We start from the raw sequence: 23,104 nt of genomic DNA, 5'->3' as shown, positions 1-23,104 counted from the left end.
TGGATTTTAGAATTTAAAATTTGGAATTTAAATTTGATTTATTCTTCAGTTGCAGGAGCAGCATCAACAGCTGGTGCAGCTTCTACAGCAGCAGGAGCAGCTTCTTCTGTAGCTTCAGTTTCTTTTTCAGAACCTCTGTCAGAAAGACCTTCGATTACAGCAGCAGTTACTAAAGATAAAATTTTGTCAATTGATTTAGAAGCATCATCATTTGCAGGAATAACGTAATCAACCTCTCTTGGGTCAGAATTCGTATCAACCATTGCGAAAACTGGAATGTTTAATTTTTGTGCTTCTTTTATTGCGATGTGTTCAGCTTTGATATCTACTACGAACAATGCTGCAGGTAGTCTAGACATATCAGCGATTGAACCTAAGTTTTTCTCTAATTTAGCACGTAGACGATCAACTTGCAAACGCTCTTTTTTAGATAACGTCATGAAAGTACCATCTTTCTTCATTTTATCGATAGAAGACATTTTTTTAACTGCCTTTCTGATAGTAACAAAGTTAGTTAGCATTCCACCTGGCCATCTTTCAGTGATGTAAGGCATGTTTGCAGCTTTTGCTTTGTCAGCAACGATGTCTTTTGCTTGTTTTTTGGTAGCTACGAATAAGATTTTTCTACCTGATGCAGCGATTTTTTTCAAAGCTTCGTTAGCTTCTTCAATTTTTGCTGCAGTTTTATATAGATTGATAATGTGAATACCATTACGCTCCATATAAATGTAAGGGGCCATATTTGGGTCCCATTTTCTAGTCATGTGTCCAAAGTGAACACCTGCTTCTAGTAAGTCTTTAACTTCTATTTTGTTTGCCATTTTTGTACTAGTTTACGTTCTGTTGATTAGCAATGTGTTTTTTTTACTTTAGGCACTAAGCATTACGCTATAGGCTTCAAACTTTAAGACTTTTAGGCTTTCGACTTCAAGACTTTTAACCCATTTAGATGCTAAACTATTTCCTACCTCAATAGGAGAGCAACAACAACTGTGTTTTTTAATTTCAATAAATAATTGATGGTGTCCTGCACCAAATGTACAAGACAGGTAAATATTAACGTTTAGAGAATTGGAATCTCTTACGAGCTTTCTTCTGACCGAATTTCTTACGTTCAACCATTCTTGGATCTCTTGTTAATAAACCTTCTGGTTTCAAGATAGCTCTGTTTTCGATGTTTACTTCACACATTACACGTGCTAGTGCCATTCTTACAGCTTCTGCCTGACCAGTTGAACCACCTCCGTAAACGTTTACTTTTACATCAAAGTTACTTGCATTTTCTGTCATAGATAATGGTTGTAAAACTTTGTATTGTAAAGTTGCAGTTGGAAAGTAAGTTGCGAATTCTTTTTTGTTTACAGTGATTTTTCCTGTTCCTTCAGAAACATATACACGTGCAACAGCGGTTTTTCTTCTACCGATTTTGTGAATAACTCCCATTACTTAAGATCGTTTAGGTTAACAGTTCTAGGTTTTTGAGCTCCGTGAGTATGCTCAGCACCTACAACAACATTTAGATTTCTAAAAAGTTCAGCTCCTAATTTGTTTTTAGGTAGCATTCCTTTTACAGCTTTTTCTACTAATAATGCAGGATTCTTAGATTGCAATACTTTAGCAGTTAAAGTTCTTTGTCCTCCTGGGTAACCTGTATGACGCATGTAAATTTTGTCATTCATTTTTGTACCTGTAAGGTTAATTTTTTCTGAGTTGATAACAATTACGTTATCTCCACAGTCAACGTGCGGTGTGTAACTTGGTTTGTACTTACCTCTTAAGATCATTGCAACCTTTGAAGCAAGACGACCTAAGTTATGACCTTCAGCATCAACAACAATCCACTCTTTAGTTACAGTGGCTTTGCTAGCTGAAATTGTCTTGTAGCTTAATGCGTCCATAATATTATTTTAATTAAACATTCCATCCCCAATAAAGGGGATGCAAAAGTACAATTAATTATTTTAAAACCAAATACCTGAAAAGAATATTTTATCTGCTGAAAATCAGGACATCAGTTTTTGATTTAAAACAATAAAAAAAAACCACCTTCACAATAACGCGAAGGTGGTTTAATATTTAGAATTGTTTTGGCTAAACAATAAATAAATTTGCAATATCAACGACTTGTTGTGTCGTAAGTGGCTCATCATAAGCTTCTGACCCTGCAGAAGCTCCAAATGCAGCTGCCGTGTTGAATCCTGCCTGTACGGTAACTCCTTCACCATCATAAACAGCTTGTGTTGCAGCGGGCATTCCTGCGCCTCGTTCACTATTCGAAATCCATCCTTTTAATCCTCTTAAACGTCGTACTTCAGAAGCATGACGGGCTTCTACTGAGTGAATTTGTAATGCGGCAGTTAGTAAATCAGGTGTCGTGATTAAATTTGCTGCCTGACCTTTGTAGGCTCTAACGCCTGTATCTTCAAAGGCTTGTGCTAATGCTAAAAAGGTTGGGTAGTCATGAAATGGATCAAAAGCTCCTCCAACAGTAAAGTCAAAAGTAGGTTTAGCGACAAAATTTGCACTTGCTGGTCCGCCCAGTCCTGCTATCAAAAATTTAACGTGATCGGACTCATGTGCTGCTATTTGCTGAAAAACTTTTAAATCGCGTCCGCCATTTTCTGATGCCGGAATTACTCCGGAATCTAATGCCATAGCATAAAATTCGTTTTCCAGATATTCTAAAGTTAAGGCAAATTGCAAGGCTCCAATAGGAGTTGCGGGTGTTGCAGTAATGTCTTTTGCTAATGCTTTATTTGCCATTGCTGATAATCCAAAAGGGATTGATGCGTAGGCTAATGTTTTTCCAATACTTCCAAACTGATTAAAACTGTCTCTTCTTGAACCAGTGCTTCTCATCAAGCTATCATCAGTAAATGTTTCTATAAATTTTAAAATATTCATAATTTCTAAGTTTTAGCTTGTTAAGATTAAGGTAAATATTTGGCTGTAAATTTTGTTGTAATGAAGCCTCCTGCAATTGGTAGAATTTTTGAAGGATCTTGTGCTGCATCCAAACCTGTTGTTGCGTTTACAATATCATCGCCGGCAAAATCTTTAGAATTAGGATTAATTAAACTTCTGATGGCTGATGCGTGTCTGGCTTCTACCGAAACAATTTTTCCTGCTAAAAGTAAATAGTCTGCGCTTTTAATTAATTTTCCTGCCCCATTGTAAGCAGCAACTCCGGTATCTTCTAATGCTTTTGCTGTAGCAAGAACTTCCGTACGGCTGTTAAAATTCAAAGAACCGTAGTTAAAAGCTAAGGAAGGAAGTAATTGAGAGCTCGGATCAGGAAGTGCTCCGGTTAAAGCAGCTTTGAAAAAATCTCTGTGAATTACTTCGTGATGATACAGGTCTGTTAGTACCTGCCGTTCGATAGGATTGAAAGTTACATTAAAAGTTGCTGAGTTTACAACCTTAGTATAAAAGTCGGCTTCCAGTTGTTCTAAAGCATACGCATAGGTTAGTACTCCAAAATCACCCGATCCTAAATCAAAGACGCCGTTTCGGATTCCGGGTAACGTAGTGTCTTCCATGTCGTTGTCATTGTCATTATCGCTGCAACCGGCCATAATCAAACCGGCACTAACTAATGTAAGGCCGCTGAGCTTAAGGAAGCTCCTTCTGTTATTCAATGAAGGATCTACTTCATGAATTTTAACTTCGTTTTTCATAATCAAGGACTTTTAAAAGGTTAATAACATGTATTAAGGTATTAACGAAATTTTAGGACTTGCGGTTTTAGAAAAGAAGCTTATTTTAATTTTATTTAAAAAACACGTTGAAATTTTAAATAGGATAACGTGTTTTTTGTTTTATTTTAGGTAATTCTACTATATTTGTATTAATTACATAAAATTTATTTTTAAATGAAAGCTAAAGCAACTCTAAAACAAATTGCGAAGGAACTAGGTGTTTCTGTATCGACTGTTTCTAAGGCATTGAATGATAGCCCGGAGATTAGTGAGCAAACAAAGGTGAAGATTAAAGAGTATGCCAAACTCAAAAATTATAAACCAAATGTTATTGGTTTGAATTTAAAGAATCGTAAAACCAAAACAATAGGAGTAATTATACCTAATATATTGAACTCCTTTTTCGCAAAGGTTTTTAGTGGTATCGAAAAAGTAGCAGATAAAAAAGGATATAATGTAATCACTTGTATTTCGAATGAATCTTTGGAAAAAGAAGTTCATACGCTTGAAATGTTAAGCAACGGAACTATTGACGGATTTATATTATCAGTATCTGAAGAAGCGCAAAAATTAGAAGAGTATGGTCATTTTTCGGATATTATCAGCGATGGAACTCCTATTGTGATGTTTGATAGAATTGCTGATGGAGTAGAATGTGATAAAGTGGTGGTAGACGATTTTGATTCTGCTTTAAACTCAACACAGCATTTAATTGATTTAGGATGCAGAAATATTGCTCTGATTTCGTCAGTAGACAATTTAAGCGTTGGAAAATTAAGAGCTGATGGTTACTTAAAAGCATTAAAAGATAATAATATTCAGATAAACGAGAATATCATTCTTCGTACCGACTCTGAAGAAGATATGAAAGCCAAAATTGATGCCATTTTTGAGCATAAAATTGATGCTATTTTTGCTTTGGACGAGAATGATTCGGTGGCCGCTTTACGTGTAAGTCTGAAAAAAGGATATAAGGTTCCTGAAGATATTTCAATTATAGGTTTTGCTGATGGAATTTTAGCTTCAAGACGTTTGTCGCCAAGTTTAACAACAGTAAGTCAGCACGGAATTGAGATTGGAGAGGTCGCTGCTAAAAGATTGATTCAAAGATTAGAAGAGCCGGAAGGTGAAACATCAGACTATGAAACAATCGTGATCAAAACAAAATTGAAAGAACGAGAATCTACAAGAAAAGTTTAATAAACAGAAAACCATCAGCCGCAGCTGATGGTTTTTTTATAAGGTATAAGGAAATTTAGGATTTTTGTATTTTTTTAATTTCTCAAAAGGGACTAAAAAAGATTCTTCGCAAGCCCTGTCAACTCTTGCAAAAATCGGGGTAAATTCAATGCCTTTTTGGGTGTAATTCCAGGAAGGGAAATCCCAATATTCTTCATTGGTATAATCGCAGGGATCACTATCGTCTTTTGGTTTTTCAAAATGATATTCTGAAGTAATTGTGCTTAATAATTTCGGAGCGAAAAAATCAGAGCGATATTTAGAAAAATTCGAAAAATTGCTTTGTTCTTCTGTTGTAACGCTTTTGTCAAAAGCCAGTATGTCGTCAATTCCGTAATCCTTTCCATTGTTTAAATCAATCAGATAGCCTCTGCTTCCCCAGTCTGGATGAGCACCACCGCAATAATAAGAGTTTGAAATTTGAAATCCCAGTAAATTCGAATTTAAAAAAGTTACGGTAGTACTTCCTTCTATTCCTTTTCCTTCACTATATTCAAAAGACGAAGAACAATTGAGCTGATCTAAAGTGTTCTGAATGTGGATTTTTTCGAGAATTGGATTTAGGATTGACTTGTTTTTTTCTGAAAAGTTATTTCCTACCCTGAAAAATTCCGAATCACAGTGTTTTTCAGAATACCATACAAATTCCTTATTGTTATAAGTGGTAGTTTTCTGTTTCTTGAACTCTAAAAATTTATACTTTACATAATTTAGTTTATCATCAGCATAATATTTGTCGAGATTCGCTTTGTAGCCTGAAAAATTTATAGGTTGAATTTTTACCGGAAATTGTATCCCTTTGGCATTGTACCAGGATCCTTCAAAATTATTGTTAGCTAGCTTTTTCAGATAAAATTTTTCAGTTATTGCATTGTTTGGCTTAAAATAGAAAGTAAAAAGATTGTCTTTTAAGTTTCCTTCCAGTTTAATGTCTTTTAATGAATTTTGATAAAAGTAAACAGCATTTAAGCTCGTCTCTTTGTCGTTTTTATAAACGTCAATTTTCATATAGATTTTGCTTTTAGCCAAAGTTCCTTCCAAATAGTAAGTCTCTTGACTAAAAGCAATCATAGTATAAAGGACAAAAAATAGCAAAGCATATTTTTTTATAAAAATACTGAAATCTAAAATCAACACTCTGAAATCTAAAATTATTAATGTGCGGCCAACCAATCTTTACCCATTCCGAGTTCAACTTCTAAAGGAACTGCCATCGTAAAGGCATTTTCCATTTCGTGTTTGATCATAGGCTGAATTTTTTCGAGTTCATCATTGTGAACATCAAACACAAGCTCATCATGCACCTGAAGCAGCATTTTAGATTTCCAGTTTTCTTCTTTTAGTTTTTTATGAATGTTGATCATGGCAATTTTGATCACATCGGCAGCGCTTCCCTGGATAGGTGCATTTACGGCATTTCGTTCGGCGGCACTTCTAACTACGGCATTCGCTGAGTTAATGTCTTTTAAATAACGACGACGGCCTAAGATGGTTTGTACATATCCTTTTTCACGCGCAAATTCAATTTGTTCAGAAATATAAGATTTCAGTCTTGGGTAGGTTTTATAATACGCCTCAATCAATGCAGCACTTTCGCTGCGGGATAAAGAAGTCTGATTACTCAATCCAAAGGCAGAAACACCATAAATAATTCCGAAGTTAACGGTTTTGGCGTTGCTTCTTTGTTCGCGGGAAACTTCATCCAAAGGCACATCAAAAACTTTGGCAGCAGTTGCTTTGTGAATGTCTTCTCCGTTTTTAAAAGCGGCAATCATATTTTCTTCACCACTCAAAGCGGCAATAATTCTTAATTCTATCTGCGAATAATCGGCAGAGATTAAAGTATAGTTTTCATCGCGTGCTACAAAAGCTTTACGAATCTGACGTCCTCTTTCGGTACGAATCGGAATGTTTTGTAAGTTTGGATTGTTAGAACTCAAGCGTCCTGTAGCAGCAACGGTCTGCATATAATCGGTATGAACGCGTAATGTTTTTTTGTCTACTTGTTCCGGTAAAGCCAGTATATAAGTACTTTGCAATTTCACCATCTGACGCCAGTCCAGAATTTGTTTTACAATTGGATTGTCGTTGGCCAAATAAGTCAAAACCTCTTCGCCGGTTGCATATTGTCCGGTTTTTGTTTTCTTTTGTTTGGCTCCTCCAATTTTAAGTTTATCAAATAAAATATCACCTAACTGTTTAGGAGAAGCTAAATTGAATTTCTCTCCTGCAGTTTCGTATATTTTTTGTTCTAAAGATTTGATTTCAACATCCATTTCTTTAGACATTGCGTTTAAAAATTCGACATCCAGACGAATTCCTTCTGTCTCCATAGCAGCTAAAACGCTTACTAATGGTATTTCAATTTCATCAAACAGTTTTTTAGTCTCGGTTTTGTCTAATTCTGTAGTAAAAATTTCTTTTAACTGTAAAGTGATATCAGCATCTTCGGCAGCATATTCCTTGATGTCTTCAAGAGACACATCACGCATTGTAATTTGATTTTTTCCCTTTTTTCCAATCAATTCTTCAATTGGTTTTGGGGCATATTTCAAATAGGTTTCTGATAAAATATCCATATTATGACGCATATCCGGATTGATTAGATAGTGCGCAATCATGGTATCAAAAAGCTTTCCTTTTACGGTAATATCATAATTGGAAAGGATTTTCAAATCGTATTTTAAATTTTGGCCTATTTTTTCGATATTTTCGTTCTCAAAGAAAGGTCTGAATTTTTCAATTAAAGTCTGAGCTTCTTCCTGATTTTCCGGAAACGGCACATAAAAAGCTTTTCCTTTTTCGTAAGAGAAAGCGATACCTACCAACTCGGCATGCAAAGCATCTAAACCTGTAGTTTCGGTGTCAAAACAAACAGAAGTCTGGTTTTGCAGGTTTTGCAAAAGCAGTTTTATACCAAGATCTCCCTGAATGGCCTGATAGGAGTGAGGTGTGTTTTCTAAAGTATTGTAAAAAGAAGTTCTGGTTGCTTCGGCATTTTCTTCGGTAGAACCACCTCCAAAAAGATCAAACTGATCTTCGTTTTTAGGTTGTGGTTTTTTATATAATTTGGCATCAGAAACCGGAGCTGAAGCCGCTGATTCGTTCCCGTCGCCTGTTTTAAACAAATTGTCAAATTGCTCTGCCATTCGTCTGAACTCAAGCTCCTGAAAAATAGCATCGGTTTTTTCAATATCAGGTCGAACTAACTCGTAGTCGTCTTCGTTAAAGGTTACTGGGCAGTCTAATAAAATGGTTGCCAATTTTTTAGACAACAATCCTTTTTCTTTATTGGCCTCGATATTCTCTTTCATTTTTCCTTTTAGCTTATCTGTATTGGCTAATAGGTTTTCCATCGTTCCAAATTCTTTTAGGAGTTTTTTGGCGGTTACTTCGCCAACTCCCGGAAGTCCCGGAATATTATCGGCGGCATCACCCATCATTCCAAGAAAGTCGATGACTTGTTCCGGACGCTCGATTTCGAATTTTGCCAAGACTTCAGGAACTCCCCAAATTTCAATTCCATTTCCCATGCGGGCAGGTTTGTACATAAAGATGTTCTCCGAAACCAATTGCGCAAAATCCTTATCCGGAGTTACCATAAAAACTTTATAATTTTCTTTCTCGGCTTGTTTGGCAATCGTTCCAATTAAATCGTCGGCTTCAAAACCTGACACTTCAATAATCGGAATGTGCATGGCTTTTAACAATTCGCAGATATAAGGAACAGCAATTTTAATGGCTTCAGGCGTCACATCGCGATTAGCCTTGTATTCAGGGAATAATTCGTTTCGCAATTGGCTTCCGCCTTTATCAAAAGCTACAGCCAAATGATCCGGTTTTTCACGTTTGATAACATCTAAAAGCGAATTCATGAATCCCATGATCGCTGATGTATCCATTCCTTTGGAGTTGATCCTTGGGTTTTTTATGAAGGCGTAGTAGCCGCGAAATATTAAAGCGTAAGCATCAAGTAAAAAAAGGCGTTTTTGTGACGACATATGTTCAGTTTATCAATTCAATTTTCAAAGTTACAAATATCGATATAATATTAGGACACAAATTAATTTGTTATTTGTTTTTCCTGATTATAGCAGGAAGGATTTAATTTTTTTCTGTGAAGTTTAAAAAAGAATCAAACCAGAAGGAATATTTTGTCGTAAGTAAATAAAAAACAATGTGTTATGAGAGAAAATATACGTATGTCGAAATCCATTTTCGTAATGGGATTAATGTCATTTTTTGGAGCCTGTTCTAATGATGACGATAGAACTCCGGTTCCGCAACCTGAACCGGTACCAACACCTGGTATTGCTCCTCCTGTAGACTTTACAGCGCTGACAAATGACAATAAGATTTTTTATTTTAAAGCCAGAGATTTAAAGACTCCTGTTCGTTCTTACGCTATAACGGGATTGCAATCGGGAGAAAATATTATAAGTATTGATTACAGACCTTCAACGGGACAGCTTTATGGTTTGGGTTCTACCAGCAGATTGTACGTTATAAATGAAAATTCAGGGTTGGCGACACCACTTGGAGCCGGACCTTTCACGCCTTTGATTGAAGGGACATCTTCTGCTATCGATTTTAACCCGACAGTCGACAGGATACGTTTGGTGTCTAATAACGGCAAGAATCTCAGGCTGCATCCTGAATTAGGAACTGTAGTAGCGACAGACGGAAGTATAAATGGTGTCGCTAATGCTCAGATTGGAGCCGTTGCCTATACCAATAGTTTCTCAGGTAGTACTACAACTCAATTATTCGATATTGATTATGTTACCGACAAAGTGTACCTGCAGAATCCTCCAAATGATGGAAAAATTCAGGAAATTGGAAGTTTAAAAGTTGATTTTTCGGGAATAGGAGGTTTTGATATTGAGGCTGATACGAATTTGGCATTAGCAGTCAATACTAAAAACAATGAATCCAGATTGTATACGATTGATTTAATGATTGGCGAAGCAGGTTGGGTTGGAGTTTTTTCCCAACAAATTATTGAAATAGCATTTAAGACAAAACCAATCGCTTATGCAACCACAGAGACCAATATTTTGTACAGGTTGAACCCGGTAACGGGAACTTCAAATTCTGTTGCTTTAACCGGGATGGCTACAAGTGAGCAGGTAGTTGGTCTGGATTTCAGACCCGCAAACGGAGCTCTTTATGCATTAACAAATCAAAGCAGACTGTTAACGATTAATATTTCAAATGGTCAGACTACTGCGGTTGGGACTGGATTATCGCCATCGTTATCTGGTCAGAATTTTGGATTTGATTTTAATCCAACCGTCGATAGAATACGTGTGGTGAGTAATACCGGGCAAAATCTTCGACTGCATCCGGATACGGGAGTAGTTGCGGCTACTGATGTTCTTCTTAATCCGGGGACACCATCGGTTACGGCTGCTGCTTATACTAATAATTTTGCACAGGCATCAACGACACAGTTGTTTGTTATTGATTCAGGAACGAATAATCTCTATCTTCAAAATCCCCCAAATAACGGAACCTTGGTGTTGGTGGGTAGTTTGGGAGTAATGGCAACAGGAATGAACGGGTTCGATATAGGAGGGACCAGTAATGAGGCGTTCGCAATATTAACTGTTAGTGGTGTACAGTCTATATATAAAATTAACTTAACATCTGGTGCAGCAAGCAAAACGATTGGCTTTACACCAACTGTTACGGCTATGACTCTGGGATTAGGTTTCTAAAAACAACATCTATAAAGAAGAAGCGACGGGAGTATTTCCGTCGTTTTTTTATAAAATAAAGTTAAAATTATAAATGGGCAAGGTTTCTTCATTTTGTCTTCATATTGCAGGGGTAAATTTGATCTGTAAAATAAAAGGTATTAATATAAAATTTTAGAAATCATGAGAAATTTATTGATGTTGTTAGTGGCAGTTTTAGGAACAAGTGTTATGGTAAGTGCATTTCCGGCTAAAGGTATTAAACCGATTCCGGCTAAAGAAGTAAAAGCGACAAAACACCCTAAACATAAAATGGATAAAAAAGCGAAAGCAGCAAAAACTGCAACGCCAAAAGCAGAAGCTCCAAAAGAGAAAAAATAAGACAATAAAAGTGTAAAACAAAATAACAATTTAAATCAAAAGTTATGAAAAATCTAATGATGTTACTCGTGGCAGTTTTAGGAACAAGTGTAATGGTTAGCGCACAAACAGCTCCGGCAAAGACAGCTCCTGTGAAAGAAGTAAAAGCAACTAAGCACCATAAAAACAGAGCTGATAAAAAAATGAAATCACAAAAAAGCGAAGCTCCAAAAGCAGAAACAACTAAAATGAAGTAGTAAAAATTGTTTTCGTTTTGCTTACGAAGAATTGTAAACGAGGCAAAACAGAAGTAATGATTATGGAGAATGAGGTTGAAGAGAGCTGGTAAAGAAATTTACTGGCTTTTTTTATTCGTTAATTTTTTTAATAATGCGCAACGATGCTTTTTATAATTGCTTAAATTTAGTTGCACTTAAATGCTGTATTATGAATGTTTTGATTGTTGAAGATAATAAAGAACTTGCTGCGGAGGTTTATGATTTTCTGTGTAATGCGGGTTATATATGTAGAATTGTTCACAATTGTAGTGATGCTTTGGAAGAAGTAAACAGCAATGACTATGATGCTATGCTCCTGGATCTTGGCTTGCCTGACGGAGATGGGTTTGAAGTGCTGAAAACAGTTCGGAAAACCAGGTCGAAAATGGCAGTTATTGTACTTACGGCACGTGGTGAACTCGATGACAGAATAAACGGTTTGCATTTAGGTGCTGATGATTATTTGACAAAACCTTTTGCTCTCACAGAGCTTAGTGCGCGATTGTTTGCGGTCATTCGAAGGATGCATGGTTTTACTCTGAATAGTTTAAGCATTCATGGTTTTTTACTACAGCTTCAGGATTATAAAGTGAGTTATGATGAAACGCCCATTAATCTCACCAAGAAGGAGTTTGATATTTTTCAATATTTGGTTCTCAATAAAAACAGAGTGATTACCAGATTGCAATTGACAGAACATATTTGGGGAGACATTCTGGAGGTCAATTCCGATTCTAATTTTATTGATGTTCATGTTCGGAATCTTCGAAAAAAGTTGGACAAACATACAGAAATTGACTGGTTTGAAACGGTGAGAAACGTAGGATATCGTATAAACGAATAAATAGTAAGGACTGTGAAAATAAAACATCAATTGGCTATTTTTAATGCGCTGACAAGGCTGTTGGTTATTTTGATTCTATGGCTTATGCTGCCCATTTTGGTAGAAAATGTGGTGTACAGACATATCAATAACGGCTTACTCGAAAAGAAGCAGAAGTTTATTGAACATCTAAATCAAAATGAGATTGATGACTTTACGAAGGATTCAGACGATTCGACCGAAACATACTCTCAGTTTTCAACCCTTCACAGTGAGTTTTTGGTGCTTTCTAAGTCTTCTCTGAAACCCGATCAGAAAAAACCGGTTTTTAGTAATGACTACCGGATTATCGAAGGAGAAGAGAATGAGTATCGAATTTTGCAGTATCATTTTACTTATGGAAATCAGGATTACCAGCTCGAAATTGGAAGCAGTCTTGGGGAAGTAAAAGACCTTACTTTTATCATTCGCTTTTTTATCATAATAGTTTTTGTGGTGATATTGCTCATTACTTTTTTGGCTGATACTTTTTATATTGAATATTTACTGAAGCCTTTTTATAAAATTATTGACACTAAAATAAGGCGGGTCAATGAACCTGAGGCTTTTGATCATACCCCTATAAAAGCCAGATCGCGGGATTTCAGGGAACTTGATTTTGTTTTAAATCAAATGATGGACCGTATTGCGGAACTTTTTAAAAAAGAGAAACAGTTTATTTCGAATGTTTCCCACGAACTTCTAACGCCAATTGCGCTGCTTAAAAGTAAGTTTGAGAACTTATTACAAAATGAATCCTTAGATGATAACGCATTCGATAAAATTGCAGGATCGCTGAGAACATTAGACATGCTAAAAAAAATCATCAATAACTTATTGTTGATTTCCAGAATAGAGAACAATCAGTATGAAGCAAACGAGTATATAAATTTTCATGAGATTGTTAATGATCTGCAGGAGGACTTGCAAGATCGAATTGAGGACAGAGAAATTCAGTTTCTGAATACAATGCAGCATCACTATGTCTTTACAGGAAATAAAACGCTATTTCACATTCTTATTTATAACTTGGTTACCAATGCTATAAAATACAATAAATCTCAAGGCAGTATTACCATTACGGATGGTTTTCAGAACCATAATTATTTTATTTCGATAGCAGATTCCGGTGTTGGGATGAGTGATTCTCAAATACAGCATATATTCAACAGGTTTGCCAGAATCAGTTCAGATCAGGAGGGCCAGGGTTTAGGGCTTGCTATTGCAGAAAGTATTGCTTCTTTTCATCATGTCGAAATTAAAGTTACTTCTGAAATAAATAAAGGAACAACCTTTGCATTGTTGTTTCCGGAAACGGTAAAACATAATTAAACGTTAATTTTTTCAGAGGAGCTCAATCTTCATTTAATCTTCATTTTCCGATAATATCTTTGAAGTATAATAAATGAAGATATTAATAATTATAAAAACTAAAATCATGAGAAAATTAGTAATGTTAGCAGTAGCTGTTTTAGGAACAACTGCAATGGTAAGCGCGCAAACAACCCCAGCGAAATCAGCCCCTGTAAAAGAAGCAAAAGCGCCTAAAAAAGACAAAAAAGCGGATAAAAAAGCGAAAAAAGAAGCGGCAGCTAAACCCGAAGCAGCAAAAGCTCAAAAATAAAACAACATAGTTTACTGTGGTAGACCTGTTGTGGATTATAAAAGGTTTTAAAAAATTTGGTAGAAAAAAAGCTGGTAGAGTAATCTGTCAGCTTTTTGTTATTACCAGCGTTAAATTTTTGATAATAAAAAGCTATACAATTTTCATTCTTTGTTACTTTGTTGAAAACTATAAATAATGATCCTTAAGTTTCTAATTCTTTGCGCTCTTCTTCTATTTATTGAGTTCTATTCGTATCAGGCCTTTCGCACTTTGATCAAATTAAGATGGGTGTTGGTGGGGTATCAAATTATAAGTTTACTGCTTTTAATTTTTATCATGTATTCTTTTTCACAGGTTGACCGCTCCGTTGGACAAACGAGACAGTTTATGTTTACGACCGGTTTGATGCTGTTGGTTTATGTGCCAAAAATTGTGCTTACACTAATCATGTTTGGCGAAGATATTTTCAGATTAGGAGCAGGAATAGTAAATTATTTTGTCTACAATTCAAGTGGTTCAGAGGCTATTCCGTCAAGGCGAAAATTTATTAGTCAGATTGGTTTGGGACTGGCAGCAGTTCCTTTTCTTTCTTTAATTTATGGAATTTTTGAAGGGAAATATAATTTTAAAGTAATTAAGCAAACGATCTTTTTTCCGGATCTTCCGGATGCTTTTGATGGGTTTAAAATTACTCAGATATCCGATGTTCATAGTGGAAGTTTTGACAATCCGGATAAGATCAATTATGCAATTGACCTGATTAATGCTCAGGAAGCCGATTTAATTTTATTTACCGGTGATATTGTCAACACACATGCTAAAGAAATGCATCCCTGGCTGGAAACCTTTAAAAGAATAAAGAATTATAAATATGGTAAATTTTCAGTTTTAGGAAACCATGATTATGGTGAATATGTAACCTGGCCTTCTGAAAAAGAAAAAGACGAGAACTTCGAAGAAATTAAGAATCTTTACGGTCAGATCGGATTCGACCTTTTATTAAACGAACACCGATACATTCAAAAAGGCGATGACAAAATTGCATTGATTGGGGTGGAAAACTGGGGGCAGAATTTTAAAAAGGCAGGAGATTTAAACAAAGCCTCTGAGAATGTTACTCAGGACGATTTTAAAGTGGTGATGAGTCATGATCCGACGCATTGGGAGTACGAAATTAAAAATCATCCGAAAAAGTTTCATTTAACACTGTCAGGACATACACATGGCATGCAATTTGGGATAGAAATTCCGGGTTATTTTAAATGGAGCCTGGCACAGTATATCTATAAGCAATGGGCAGGACTGTATGAAAATGCAGGCCGATACGTTTATGTGAATCGTGGATTTGGTTTTCATGCTTATCCGGGGCGTGTAGGTATTATGCCCGAAATAACCGTGATTGAACTAAAAAAAGGGAACAATGTGGCTTAATTCGTTAAAAATGCTACATTTGTATATAATTATCTCTTTTTAAAAGATTAAAAAAGAATTAAATTTTTGGTTTTATGTCAAAATTTGGAGAACTTATAAATGCTCAAGTTCCAGTGTTGATTGATTTTTACACCGATTGGAACGAATCATCTGTATCGATGCATCCTGTAATTAAGGATGTTGCGGCTGCACTTGGCGATAAAGCCAAGGTGATCAAAATTGATGTGGATAAAAATCAGGAATTAGCAGAAGCACTACGTATTAAGGGGCTTCCTACTTTAATGATTTATAAAGAAGGGCAAATGATCTGGAGGCAATCCGGAGAACTTGATGCGAATACGATTATAGGAATTGTCCAGGAACAATTTAATTTATAGAATATTACTTCTTAGCGATATTATTTAGTGAATAATATCAAATGTATACCCATTTTCTTTTAAAAAGTGTAACGTTTTAGGCAGGGCAAATTTTAGATTTGGTGATGCTTTTATACTATCATGGAATACAATTACACTTCCTGACTTTACATTTTTAGTTACGTTTTCAAGACATTTCTCAGGGGTGATACTCTGATCGAAATCGGCGCTTAAAACGTCCCACATGATAATTTTATACCCTAACTTTCGTAAGATTTTAGATTGCGCTTTTTTGATTTTTCCGTAAGGCGGGCGAAAGATAAGATTGCACGTTTTCTCCTTTTCCAGAACGGCAGCACAATGCTGTACATTTTGAATATAATCATCGGTTTGGCTTTTCCAGCCGTTAACGTGGTTCATGGTGTGGTTACCGATGGAATGTCCTTCTGTGATTAATTTTTCGAACAGGGAGAGGTTGGCTTTTATGTTTTTTCCGATGCAGAAAAAAGTGGCTTTTGCGTCGAATTTTTTTAATTCGGATAAAACCCAGTCTGTAATCTCCGGAGTTGGACCATCATCAAAGGTGAGGTATATTTTCTTTTCGTTGTTTGGAATGTCCCAACAATATTTAGAAAACACCTTTTTAATGAATGAATTTGTTTTTACCCAATAAAAGCTCATTTTGTAGTGGTTTACAGATATGTAAAATTAGAAAATGCAGCGCTACTAATCAAGAGGCGCTGCATTTTTTTAATTGCTATATTTTTCGTAACTTATTCTTTTTCTCTTCCAAAGCGTTCGAAAACATTTACATAGGTATTAAATGTTACCTTATGTTTTTCGTAGAAAGCAAGATCGTTGTTTTCTTTCATCACTTGTAATAAGCTTCTGTAGCGTTCGATGTCAGTAATAATGTCAATTGCTAAGTCGGTTTGGTCATTAGGAGTCAGAGTCGCATAATAGTTTAGTTCTTCCTTGTATTTTTGAACCAGTTTGTTAAGCAAATCATGTGCTTTAGCAGTTTCTCCTACTTTGTAATATCCGCCTGCAAAAGGTTCTACTAATGAATAATAGCCAAATTTGTCTACTGGCATTTTTGTCATTGCCAGTTCGATCACTTTTTTAGCTTTATCTATTTTGCCTTCAGTAATAAGCTGATCCATCAAACGGGATAAATTAGTACGGTACGTGATGCTGTTTCTTCTGGTTTCAGGATCGTGATAAATGTTACCATTACTGTTACCCCAGTCCCATTTCATTACAATATTATAAGTTTTGTCAGTATCCATCTGTCCCATATCCATTGGTCCTCCATCTTTTGAAGGTACATTTTTAATAGGAACTAATTTGTAAACCATTCCATCCAGTTGTAAGTAATCTTTTAGCCACAAATAATCTTCATCGTCAAAAGCACCTCCGCTAAAATAAATTGGTCTTTTCCAATTGTTGTTAGCCAAAATGTCTAACATCATTAAACGATTTTTGTATAATGCGCTTCCTTTGATGTCAATATCCATATAAGAAACTATAGAATCGTTGTATTTTGGATTAACGACTTTGTTTTTGATAATGACATTTTTGTCTATAGGAACTCTGATTTTGTTTGTAGGATAAAAATGGATTGTTTGTCCGTTTTGTAAACCTACAGTTGATTTCGGGTTTTTAATAAAATCAATAAAGTCCTTGATATTCCAGCGGGTATCAATTTTTGGGATATGCGCTACATAATCCAATTTGTCACCCACATACTGATCGTGTGTAAAAGAGATTGGCAACGGGTCAGACTCGTATGCTTTTGCTTTCATTTGGTCGATATACCAATCGGTCATGAACAGGCTGGTATTTACGATTTTAACGTCTGTTCTAATGTGCTCGATTTCCTGAGCGTACCACAGTGGGAAGGTGTCATTGTCTCCAATGGTAAATAAAATAGCGTCTTTATCGCAGGAGTATAAATAAGCTTTTGCCATTGCAACAGCAGTATATCTTCCTGATCTATCATGGTCGTCCCAGTTTTGAGAAGCCATTAAAATAGGTGCAGCCAGTAAACTTGTGGCAATAATAACCGGGCCGGCAATTTTGGGTGCAATGTATTTCTGGATGCTTTCATAAAGCGAATAAACGCCAAATCCAATCCAGATGGCAAACACATAAAAAGATCCGACTAATGCATAATCTCTCTCGCGAGGTTCAAAAGGCCTTTCGTTTAAGTATATTTTTAAAGCAATTCCCGTAAATAAAAATAAAGCTAAAAGAACGTAGAAGCTCTTTAAATCTTTATTGGCATGGTACATTAATCCAATAAGTCCCAGGATAAAAGGCAGGAAATAATAAACATTTCTTCCTTTATTGTTTACCACATCCGAGGGTAGATTGTCCTGAGAACCTAAGTGTAAAGAGTCAAGAACTTTGATTCCGCTAATCCAATTCCCGTCAATATTATCGTATTTTCCTTGAACATCACTCTGACGTCCAACGAAATTCCACATCAAATATCTCCAGTACATATATCCGAATTGGTATTCGAACATGAAGCTAAAATTGTCTACAGCAGTTGGTTTCTCGATGATTAGATAATCGCCATAGCTTTTTAAGAATTTTACATAACCTTCGTTGTCAATTTGTTTTTGAGCGTAGGCTTTTCTGAATTCCGAAACTGTTTTTTCAACTTCATTACGTAATTGAGCCGTAGCTTTGTTGTATTCCTCTTCGCTTAACTGGCTGGCATCGATTCCGTATTTTCCTAAATCCTGTTCGTAGTCATAATTTGGGTTAATTCTGAATTGAGGAGGATTTGTAAAATTGATATAGTTTTGAATATGTCCTGTTTCGGTACTCCACATTCTAGGCAGAATCGTTTTTTGATTGTCGTCCGAATTTTGTTGAGCGTTTTTGTAATTATTGGTAATGATGTATTTACCGGTTTTGTAATCTCTTTCGTAGTTAGGTGCTTTGTCTGAATAAGGATTTTTTGCATCAAGACCAGCAAAAACTTCGGTATACTGAGGGCCGTAAAACAGCGGATTTACTCCATACTGTTCACGATTGTAATAAGCTAATACTTCAGCAGCATCAGAAGGTTTATTTTCGTTAATTACAGTGTTGGCGTTAGCGCGAACAGGAAGCATTATCCAGGTAGAGAATCCAATAAATATAAATAGAATACAAAGAATGACAGTATTGTAAAAAATCAATCCTTTTTGTTTGGTGAATTTTAATCCAAAATAGAAGAAAGCGATTAGAATCAGTGTTACAAAAATAGTTCCTGAGTTAAAAGGTAGTCCAAAGCTATTTACCATAAAAACTTCAGTATCTGCAAAGGCTTCCATAGTTAAAGGTAAAAGCAATTTGAAGATAAAAAGTAAAACACCAATTACCACAACATTGGCAATAAGGAAATTTTTGATCGTAACTTTTTCGTAATGTTTGAAGTAATAAAGGAATCCAATGGAAGGAATGGTTAATAAAGCCATAAAGTGAACTCCAAACGAAAGTCCGATAACAAGAGAGATGATTAATAGCCATCTGTTTCCCTTTGGCTGATCCATATCCTGCTCCCAACGTAGACCAAGCCAGAAAAGCAAGGCAATTAATAAGGAGGCCATGGCGTAAACTTCGGCTTCAACGGCATTAAACCAGAAACTGTCAGAAAAAGTATAGGCAAGTGCTCCAACAAATGAACTTCCTAAAATAACAATTGAATTGTTTTGGTCGATTTCGGCAAAACGTCCTACAATTTTTTTCAAAATCATAGAAGAAGACCAAAATAGAAATAGGATTGTAAACGCACTTGAGAAAACCGACATCATATTAACCATTAAGGCGACATGTTGTGCGTCTGTCGCGAACATCGCGAAAAAAGCACCCATCATTTGAAATAAAGGAGCTCCGGGTGGGTGGCCTACTTCCAGTTTAGCTGCGGTGGCGATATACTCTCCGCAATCCCAAAAACTCATAGTAGGTTCAACGGTTAAGGTATAGGTAATTAAAGCGATTGCGAATGCAAACCAACCAACAATAGTATTCCATTTATTGAAATTGAATTGTGCCATATTTAGGTGTTAAAATTTTGTAATTTTTCTATCGTACAAAGAAAATGTTTTTTTGTTTAAAGAAACGAGCATTAACAAAAAAATCTGTAAAAGTATTTGATTGAAGTAAGGTGTTGTTTGTGAAATACTTGTGTAAATGTTATGGATTTTGAAGAAAAAAAAACAACAAAAAATGATTTTTTTTCTTCAAAAAACTTGTGCGAACTAAAAAAAGCTTTAAATTTGCACTCGCTTAACCGCTTTTACTGGTCTATGGTGTAATGGTAACACAACTGTTTTTGGTGCAGTCTTTCTAGGTTCGAGTCCTAGTAGACCAACATAAAGCCTCTCATTTGAGAGGCTTTTTTTATGCCTTGATGTTTCGGTCTGTTTTAAGATGATTCGAAGTTGGGGTTTATAAAAAAATAAGCAGGCTGGATAAGAATAAATCTGGGTTTCTTGTTGTTTTGTATAAAAGATTGATTTCATGAGTTTTGTGTTGGTTTTTGAGGTGAAAAGGAAAGCTGGAGAGCGGAAAAAAGGGGGGTGGTGTGATGCACTAATTTTTAAAGATTGATTTTTTTGTTGAAAAAAGTTTGCGTAAACTAAAAAAAGTTTTAATTTTGCACTCGCTTAATCGCACTGCTGGTCTATGGTGTAATGGTAACACAACTGTTTTTGGTGCAGTCTTTCTAGGTTCGAGTCCTAGTAGACCAACATAAAAAGCCTCTCGTTCGAGAGGCTTTTTTTTATGCTTTAGTTTTTCTGGAAGTGCCAGGTTGAAAATTTGACAGATGGATTCTTTTAGATTTTGAAAGTAAGAACTGGTCTGATCGCGTGATTTACTAATCCTTCGCTAATGCTTCCGTTGAAAAAGTGTGCAAAACCGGTTCTTCCATGTGTGCACATTCCGATGATGTCGGCATTAATGCTGTTGGAAAAGTTAATAATTCCTTTTTCGATATTGGTGTCATTATAGATTTGAGCGGTATAATTGGTTAGGTTGAATTCGGTTACAAAAGTATCTATTGTTTGCTGAACTTCGTGAGTTGGTTTAAAGCTGTTGGGGGTGCAAATGGTTACCAAGTGTATTTTTGAGTCAAAAACTTTAGTGAATTTTAGGAATTTTTCAAAAGGTATTTTGGTTTCTGATGAGAAATCTGAAGCAAAAACAATGTCGGAAGCTCTAAAATTAGTATCGTTTTTTTTGATTACAAGGACTGGGATTTCGGAGTTTCGAACTACTTTTTCAGTATTTGAGCCAATTAAGAGTTCTTCGATGCCGGATGATCCGTGTGATCCCATTATAATCAAATCGATTTCGTATTCTTTGCCTATTTGGGTAATGCCGTGGATGGGTTTGTCTATTTTTACGATTTCTGTAATCTGAATCCCCTCCAGATAAGGTCTTGAAGAGATCTGATCAAGCATTTCGTTGGCTTTTTTCATAAAAAGCATGGTTTCGGGAATACTTGTGCCGCCTAAAATTGCATCGTTCATTTGGCTTGGTAATTCGAGCATGTGTAAGATGATTATTTCGGAATTGTTTTTCTTTGCAATCTGAGAAGCGACTTTTAAAGCGTCTTCTGCATGTTCGGAGAAATCGGTCGGAACCAGGATTCGTTTCATAGTGTTGGGGCTTGAATAGTTAAAATTGGTTGTTTTAATGCATTTATAAAGATAAGAAATATTTTTAGGGCAATCTATTTATTTTGATTTATAAAAAAAACACTATATTTGCACCGTTATTTATTAAAATCTAAATAATGAGGGGACTAAGTGTCCCCTCTTTTTATAAAATTATGACATTTAAAGAAAAAGTAAACGGATTAATTACAGAAGCTCTTCTGGAGAAGCCATCGATCTTTTTGATTGATCTGGTTGTGTCAGACTCTTTTAAGATTAGTGTTGGTTTAGATGGTGATAATGGAGTGGCGCTACAAGATTGTATCGACGTAAGTCGTGCGGTCGAGAATAATCTGGATCGTGAAGAGCAGGATTTTTCGCTTGAAGTAGCCTCTGTTGGAGTAGGGTCACCTTTGAAAATGACAAGACAATACATCAAAAATATTGGTAGAACGTTGATTGTTACTACAAATACTGAAAAAATTGAGGCAGAATTGGTGGAAGCTAACGATGTTTTTATAATTTTGTCTTGGAAAGCAAGAGAACCGAAAAAAGTAGGAAAAGGAAAAGAAACAGTTCAAAAAGAGCAGCAAATACCTTATACAGAAATTAAAGAGGCAATTGTTACAGTAACATTTTAATTAAAGAATTCGCATGGAAAATTTAGCATTAATCGATTCATTCTCAGAGTTTAAAGATAATAAACTTATTGATCGTGTAACGCTTATGGCAATTTTAGAGGACGTGTTTAGAAATGCATTGAAGAAAAAATACGGTTCTGATGATAACTTCGACATCATTATAAATCCTGATAAAGGAGATATGGAGATCTGGAGAAGGAGAGTAATTGTTGCTGATGAAGATCTGGATTTTGAAAACGAAGAGATTACTTTAACTGAAGCAAGAATGATTGAAGCTGATTTTGAAATCGGTGAAGAGGTTTCTGAAGAGGTAAAATTGATTGATTTAGGAAGAAGAGCTATTTTGGCTTTGCGTCAAAACTTAATATCTAAAATTCACGAACACGATAATACGAATCTTTACAAGCAATTTAAAGATATTATCGGTGATATTTATACTGCCGAAGTGCACCACGTACGTCCAAGAGTTGTAATTTTGGTCGATGATGAAGGAAATGAAATTGTGCTTCCAAAAGAAAAACAAATTCCATCTGACTTTTTTCGTAAAGGAGATAATGTTCGTGGAATCATTGAAAGTGTTGAATTAAAAGGTAACAAACCTCAAATTATCATGTCTAGAACTTCTGAGAAGTTTTTGGAGAAATTGTTTGAGCAGGAAATTCCTGAAGTATTCGACGGTTTGATTACAGTGAAAAATGTAGTCCGTATTCCGGGTGAAAAAGCAAAAGTAGCGGTAGATTCTTATGATGACAGAATTGATCCGGTTGGAGCTTGTGTGGGTATGAAAGGATCTCGTATTCACGGAATCGTTCGTGAGTTAGGAAACGAAAACATTGATGTAATTAACTATACAAACAATATTCAATTGTTTATTACAAGAGCCTTGAGTCCTGCTAAAGTTTCGTCTATCAAAATTGATGAAGAAAATAAAAGAGCTGAAGTTTTCTTGAAGTTAGAAGAGGTTTCTAAAGCAATTGGTAGAGGAGGTCACAATATAAAATTAGCAGGTCAGTTAACGGGTTACGAGTTAGATGTTATCAGAGAAGGTGATGTTGCTAGTGGCGAAGACGATGACGTTGAATTAACTGAGTTTTCAGATGAAATTGAAGGCTGGGTTATCGAAGAATTTGCAAAAATTGGTTTAGATACAGCTAGAAGTATCTTAAAGCAAGAAGTAGAAGATTTAGTAAGAAGAACAGATTTAGAAGAGGAAACAATTCTTGATGTTATGAAAATACTAAAAGAAGAGTTTGATAGCTAGTTATCTGCTCTAACAA

21 protein-coding genes and 2 tRNA genes are annotated in these 23,104 nt (G+C 35.6%); 13 read left to right on the top strand and 10 right to left on the bottom strand.

The window, feature by feature from the left end; all coding sequences use genetic code 11:
• Window positions 1-38: 38 nt before the first annotated feature.
• From rpsB to FLA105534_RS00735, 5 genes are all read right to left on the bottom strand, one after another.
• Window positions 39-821 carry a 30S ribosomal protein S2 gene (gene rpsB, locus FLA105534_RS00755; RefSeq protein WP_173964135.1) on the bottom strand — a complete coding sequence of 261 codons (783 nt, stop codon included), beginning with the start codon at window positions 819-821 and terminating at the stop codon, window positions 39-41.
• 235 nt (window positions 822-1,056) lie between these two features.
• Window positions 1,057-1,443: a 30S ribosomal protein S9 gene (gene rpsI, locus FLA105534_RS00750; RefSeq protein WP_017497947.1), complete on the bottom strand. Its 387-nt coding sequence runs from the start codon at window positions 1,441-1,443 to the stop codon at window positions 1,057-1,059.
• A complete protein-coding gene (gene rplM / locus FLA105534_RS00745; protein WP_026983738.1) occupies window positions 1,443-1,898 on the bottom strand; it encodes a 50S ribosomal protein L13 in 456 nt (151 codons plus the stop codon). Before rplM ends, rpsI begins: the two co-directional genes overlap by 1 nt.
• A 193-nt stretch (window positions 1,899-2,091) precedes the next feature.
• Window positions 2,092-2,904, bottom strand: a complete 813-nt coding sequence (locus FLA105534_RS00740; RefSeq protein WP_173964134.1) for a ferritin-like domain-containing protein — start codon at window positions 2,902-2,904, stop codon at window positions 2,092-2,094.
• Between the two features lie 26 nt (window positions 2,905-2,930).
• A complete protein-coding gene (locus FLA105534_RS00735) occupies window positions 2,931-3,677 on the bottom strand; it encodes a ferritin-like domain-containing protein (RefSeq protein WP_173964133.1) in 747 nt (248 codons plus the stop codon).
• Window positions 3,678-3,872: 195 nt separating this feature from the next.
• Here FLA105534_RS00735 and FLA105534_RS00730 point away from each other — a divergent pair, with 195 nt between their 5' ends.
• Window positions 3,873-4,898 carry a LacI family DNA-binding transcriptional regulator gene (locus tag FLA105534_RS00730; RefSeq protein ID WP_173964132.1) on the top strand — a complete coding sequence of 342 codons (1,026 nt, stop codon included), beginning with the start codon at window positions 3,873-3,875 and terminating at the stop codon, window positions 4,896-4,898.
• A 36-nt stretch (window positions 4,899-4,934) separates the two neighbouring features.
• Here FLA105534_RS00730 and FLA105534_RS00725 read toward each other — a convergent pair whose 3' ends face one another.
• Window positions 4,935-5,945 (bottom strand): hypothetical protein, encoded by a 1,011-nt coding sequence (locus tag FLA105534_RS00725; RefSeq protein WP_246253134.1) that lies wholly within the window; start codon window positions 5,943-5,945, stop codon window positions 4,935-4,937.
• 146 nt (window positions 5,946-6,091) lie between these two features.
• Window positions 6,092-8,938: a DNA polymerase I gene (polA, locus tag FLA105534_RS00720; RefSeq protein ID WP_173964131.1), complete on the bottom strand. Its 2,847-nt coding sequence runs from the start codon at window positions 8,936-8,938 to the stop codon at window positions 6,092-6,094.
• A gap of 183 nt (window positions 8,939-9,121) precedes the next feature.
• Between polA and FLA105534_RS00715 the strand changes: the two genes are divergently transcribed.
• From FLA105534_RS00715 to FLA105534_RS00680, 8 genes are all read left to right on the top strand, one after another.
• Window positions 9,122-10,657, top strand: coding sequence for a DUF4394 domain-containing protein (locus tag FLA105534_RS00715; protein WP_173964130.1), 1,536 nt, complete (start codon window positions 9,122-9,124; stop codon window positions 10,655-10,657).
• A 162-nt stretch (window positions 10,658-10,819) separates the two neighbouring features.
• Window positions 10,820-11,017 carry a hypothetical protein gene (locus FLA105534_RS00710; RefSeq protein WP_173964129.1) on the top strand — a complete coding sequence of 66 codons (198 nt, stop codon included), beginning with the start codon at window positions 10,820-10,822 and terminating at the stop codon, window positions 11,015-11,017.
• A 44-nt stretch (window positions 11,018-11,061) separates the two neighbouring features.
• Complete coding sequence (locus FLA105534_RS00705; protein WP_173964128.1) at window positions 11,062-11,253, top strand: hypothetical protein; 192 nt, start codon at window positions 11,062-11,064, stop codon at window positions 11,251-11,253.
• Between the two features lie 190 nt (window positions 11,254-11,443).
• The gene (locus FLA105534_RS00700; RefSeq protein WP_173964127.1) at window positions 11,444-12,118 is read left to right on the top strand and encodes a response regulator transcription factor; all 675 of its coding nucleotides are present in this window, start codon (window positions 11,444-11,446) and stop codon (window positions 12,116-12,118) included.
• A 12-nt stretch (window positions 12,119-12,130) separates the two neighbouring features.
• Window positions 12,131-13,468, top strand: a complete 1,338-nt coding sequence (locus FLA105534_RS00695; protein WP_246253132.1) for a sensor histidine kinase — start codon at window positions 12,131-12,133, stop codon at window positions 13,466-13,468.
• A 106-nt stretch (window positions 13,469-13,574) separates the two neighbouring features.
• Window positions 13,575-13,760, top strand: a complete 186-nt coding sequence (locus tag FLA105534_RS00690) for a hypothetical protein (protein WP_173964126.1) — start codon at window positions 13,575-13,577, stop codon at window positions 13,758-13,760.
• Window positions 13,761-13,937: 177 nt separating this feature from the next.
• Entirely contained in the window at window positions 13,938-15,173 is a 1,236-nt protein-coding gene (locus FLA105534_RS00685; protein WP_173964125.1) for a metallophosphoesterase, read from the top strand.
• 74 nt (window positions 15,174-15,247) lie between these two features.
• Complete coding sequence (locus tag FLA105534_RS00680; RefSeq protein ID WP_068844990.1) at window positions 15,248-15,550, top strand: thioredoxin family protein; 303 nt, start codon at window positions 15,248-15,250, stop codon at window positions 15,548-15,550.
• A gap of 24 nt (window positions 15,551-15,574) precedes the next feature.
• On the opposite strand, the gene FLA105534_RS00675 is transcribed toward FLA105534_RS00680, so the two are convergent.
• On the bottom strand, window positions 15,575-16,210 hold the full coding sequence (locus FLA105534_RS00675) for a polysaccharide deacetylase family protein (protein ID WP_173964124.1): 636 nt from the start codon (window positions 16,208-16,210) through the stop codon (window positions 15,575-15,577).
• 92 nt (window positions 16,211-16,302) lie between these two features.
• Window positions 16,303-19,581: a glycosyltransferase family 117 protein gene (locus FLA105534_RS00670; protein ID WP_173964123.1), complete on the bottom strand. Its 3,279-nt coding sequence runs from the start codon at window positions 19,579-19,581 to the stop codon at window positions 16,303-16,305.
• Between the two features lie 246 nt (window positions 19,582-19,827).
• On the opposite strand from FLA105534_RS00670, the gene FLA105534_RS00665 reads away from it, so the two are divergent.
• A tRNA-Gln gene (locus FLA105534_RS00665) sits at window positions 19,828-19,898 on the top strand.
• Between the two features lie 308 nt (window positions 19,899-20,206).
• Window positions 20,207-20,277: transfer RNA gene (locus FLA105534_RS00660), tRNA-Gln, on the top strand.
• 87 nt (window positions 20,278-20,364) lie between these two features.
• Here the strand turns inward: FLA105534_RS00660 and FLA105534_RS00655 are convergent.
• On the bottom strand, window positions 20,365-21,189 hold the full coding sequence (locus FLA105534_RS00655; RefSeq protein WP_173964122.1) for a universal stress protein: 825 nt from the start codon (window positions 21,187-21,189) through the stop codon (window positions 20,365-20,367).
• A 173-nt stretch (window positions 21,190-21,362) separates the two neighbouring features.
• On the opposite strand from FLA105534_RS00655, the gene rimP reads away from it, so the two are divergent.
• Together rimP and nusA are read left to right on the top strand one after the other, a co-directional pair.
• Entirely contained in the window at window positions 21,363-21,827 is a 465-nt protein-coding gene (gene rimP, locus FLA105534_RS00650) for a ribosome assembly cofactor RimP (RefSeq protein ID WP_173964121.1), read from the top strand.
• 13 nt (window positions 21,828-21,840) lie between these two features.
• Window positions 21,841-23,088, top strand: a complete 1,248-nt coding sequence (gene nusA, locus FLA105534_RS00645; RefSeq protein WP_099710734.1) for a transcription termination factor NusA — start codon at window positions 21,841-21,843, stop codon at window positions 23,086-23,088.
• The last annotated feature ends 16 nt before the right edge of the window (window positions 23,089-23,104 follow it).

Source organism: Flavobacterium collinsii, assembly GCF_902804485.1.
Taxonomy (GTDB): domain Bacteria; phylum Bacteroidota; class Bacteroidia; order Flavobacteriales; family Flavobacteriaceae; genus Flavobacterium; species Flavobacterium collinsii.
The sequence above is the reverse complement of the archived record's forward strand: the minus strand, read 5'-3'. Positions and strand labels throughout refer to the sequence as shown.

Coding starts and splice junctions, on each gene's coding strand:
- rpsB (WP_173964135.1), bottom strand. CDS start 821: ATGGCAAACAAAATAGAAGTTAAAGACTTACTAGAAGCAGGTGTTCAC.
- rpsI (WP_017497947.1), bottom strand. CDS start 1,443: ATGGGAGTTATTCACAAAATCGGTAGAAGAAAAACCGCTGTTGCACGT.
- rplM (WP_026983738.1), bottom strand. CDS start 1,898: ATGGACGCATTAAGCTACAAGACAATTTCAGCTAGCAAAGCCACTGTA.
- FLA105534_RS00740 (WP_173964134.1), bottom strand. CDS start 2,904: ATGAATATTTTAAAATTTATAGAAACATTTACTGATGATAGCTTGATG.
- FLA105534_RS00735 (WP_173964133.1), bottom strand. CDS start 3,677: ATGAAAAACGAAGTTAAAATTCATGAAGTAGATCCTTCATTGAATAAC.
- FLA105534_RS00730 (WP_173964132.1), top strand. CDS start 3,873: ATGAAAGCTAAAGCAACTCTAAAACAAATTGCGAAGGAACTAGGTGTT.
- FLA105534_RS00725 (WP_246253134.1), bottom strand. CDS start 5,945: ATGAAAATTGACGTTTATAAAAACGACAAAGAGACGAGCTTAAATGCT.
- polA (WP_173964131.1), bottom strand. CDS start 8,938: ATGTCGTCACAAAAACGCCTTTTTTTACTTGATGCTTACGCTTTAATA.
- FLA105534_RS00715 (WP_173964130.1), top strand. CDS start 9,122: ATGAGAGAAAATATACGTATGTCGAAATCCATTTTCGTAATGGGATTA.
- FLA105534_RS00710 (WP_173964129.1), top strand. CDS start 10,820: ATGAGAAATTTATTGATGTTGTTAGTGGCAGTTTTAGGAACAAGTGTT.
- FLA105534_RS00705 (WP_173964128.1), top strand. CDS start 11,062: ATGAAAAATCTAATGATGTTACTCGTGGCAGTTTTAGGAACAAGTGTA.
- FLA105534_RS00700 (WP_173964127.1), top strand. CDS start 11,444: ATGAATGTTTTGATTGTTGAAGATAATAAAGAACTTGCTGCGGAGGTT.
- FLA105534_RS00690 (WP_173964126.1), top strand. CDS start 13,575: ATGAGAAAATTAGTAATGTTAGCAGTAGCTGTTTTAGGAACAACTGCA.
- FLA105534_RS00685 (WP_173964125.1), top strand. CDS start 13,938: ATGATCCTTAAGTTTCTAATTCTTTGCGCTCTTCTTCTATTTATTGAG.
- FLA105534_RS00680 (WP_068844990.1), top strand. CDS start 15,248: ATGTCAAAATTTGGAGAACTTATAAATGCTCAAGTTCCAGTGTTGATT.
- FLA105534_RS00675 (WP_173964124.1), bottom strand. CDS start 16,210: ATGAGCTTTTATTGGGTAAAAACAAATTCATTCATTAAAAAGGTGTTT.
- FLA105534_RS00670 (WP_173964123.1), bottom strand. CDS start 19,581: ATGGCACAATTCAATTTCAATAAATGGAATACTATTGTTGGTTGGTTT.
- FLA105534_RS00655 (WP_173964122.1), bottom strand. CDS start 21,189: ATGAAACGAATCCTGGTTCCGACCGATTTCTCCGAACATGCAGAAGAC.
- rimP (WP_173964121.1), top strand. CDS start 21,363: ATGACATTTAAAGAAAAAGTAAACGGATTAATTACAGAAGCTCTTCTG.
- nusA (WP_099710734.1), top strand. CDS start 21,841: ATGGAAAATTTAGCATTAATCGATTCATTCTCAGAGTTTAAAGATAAT.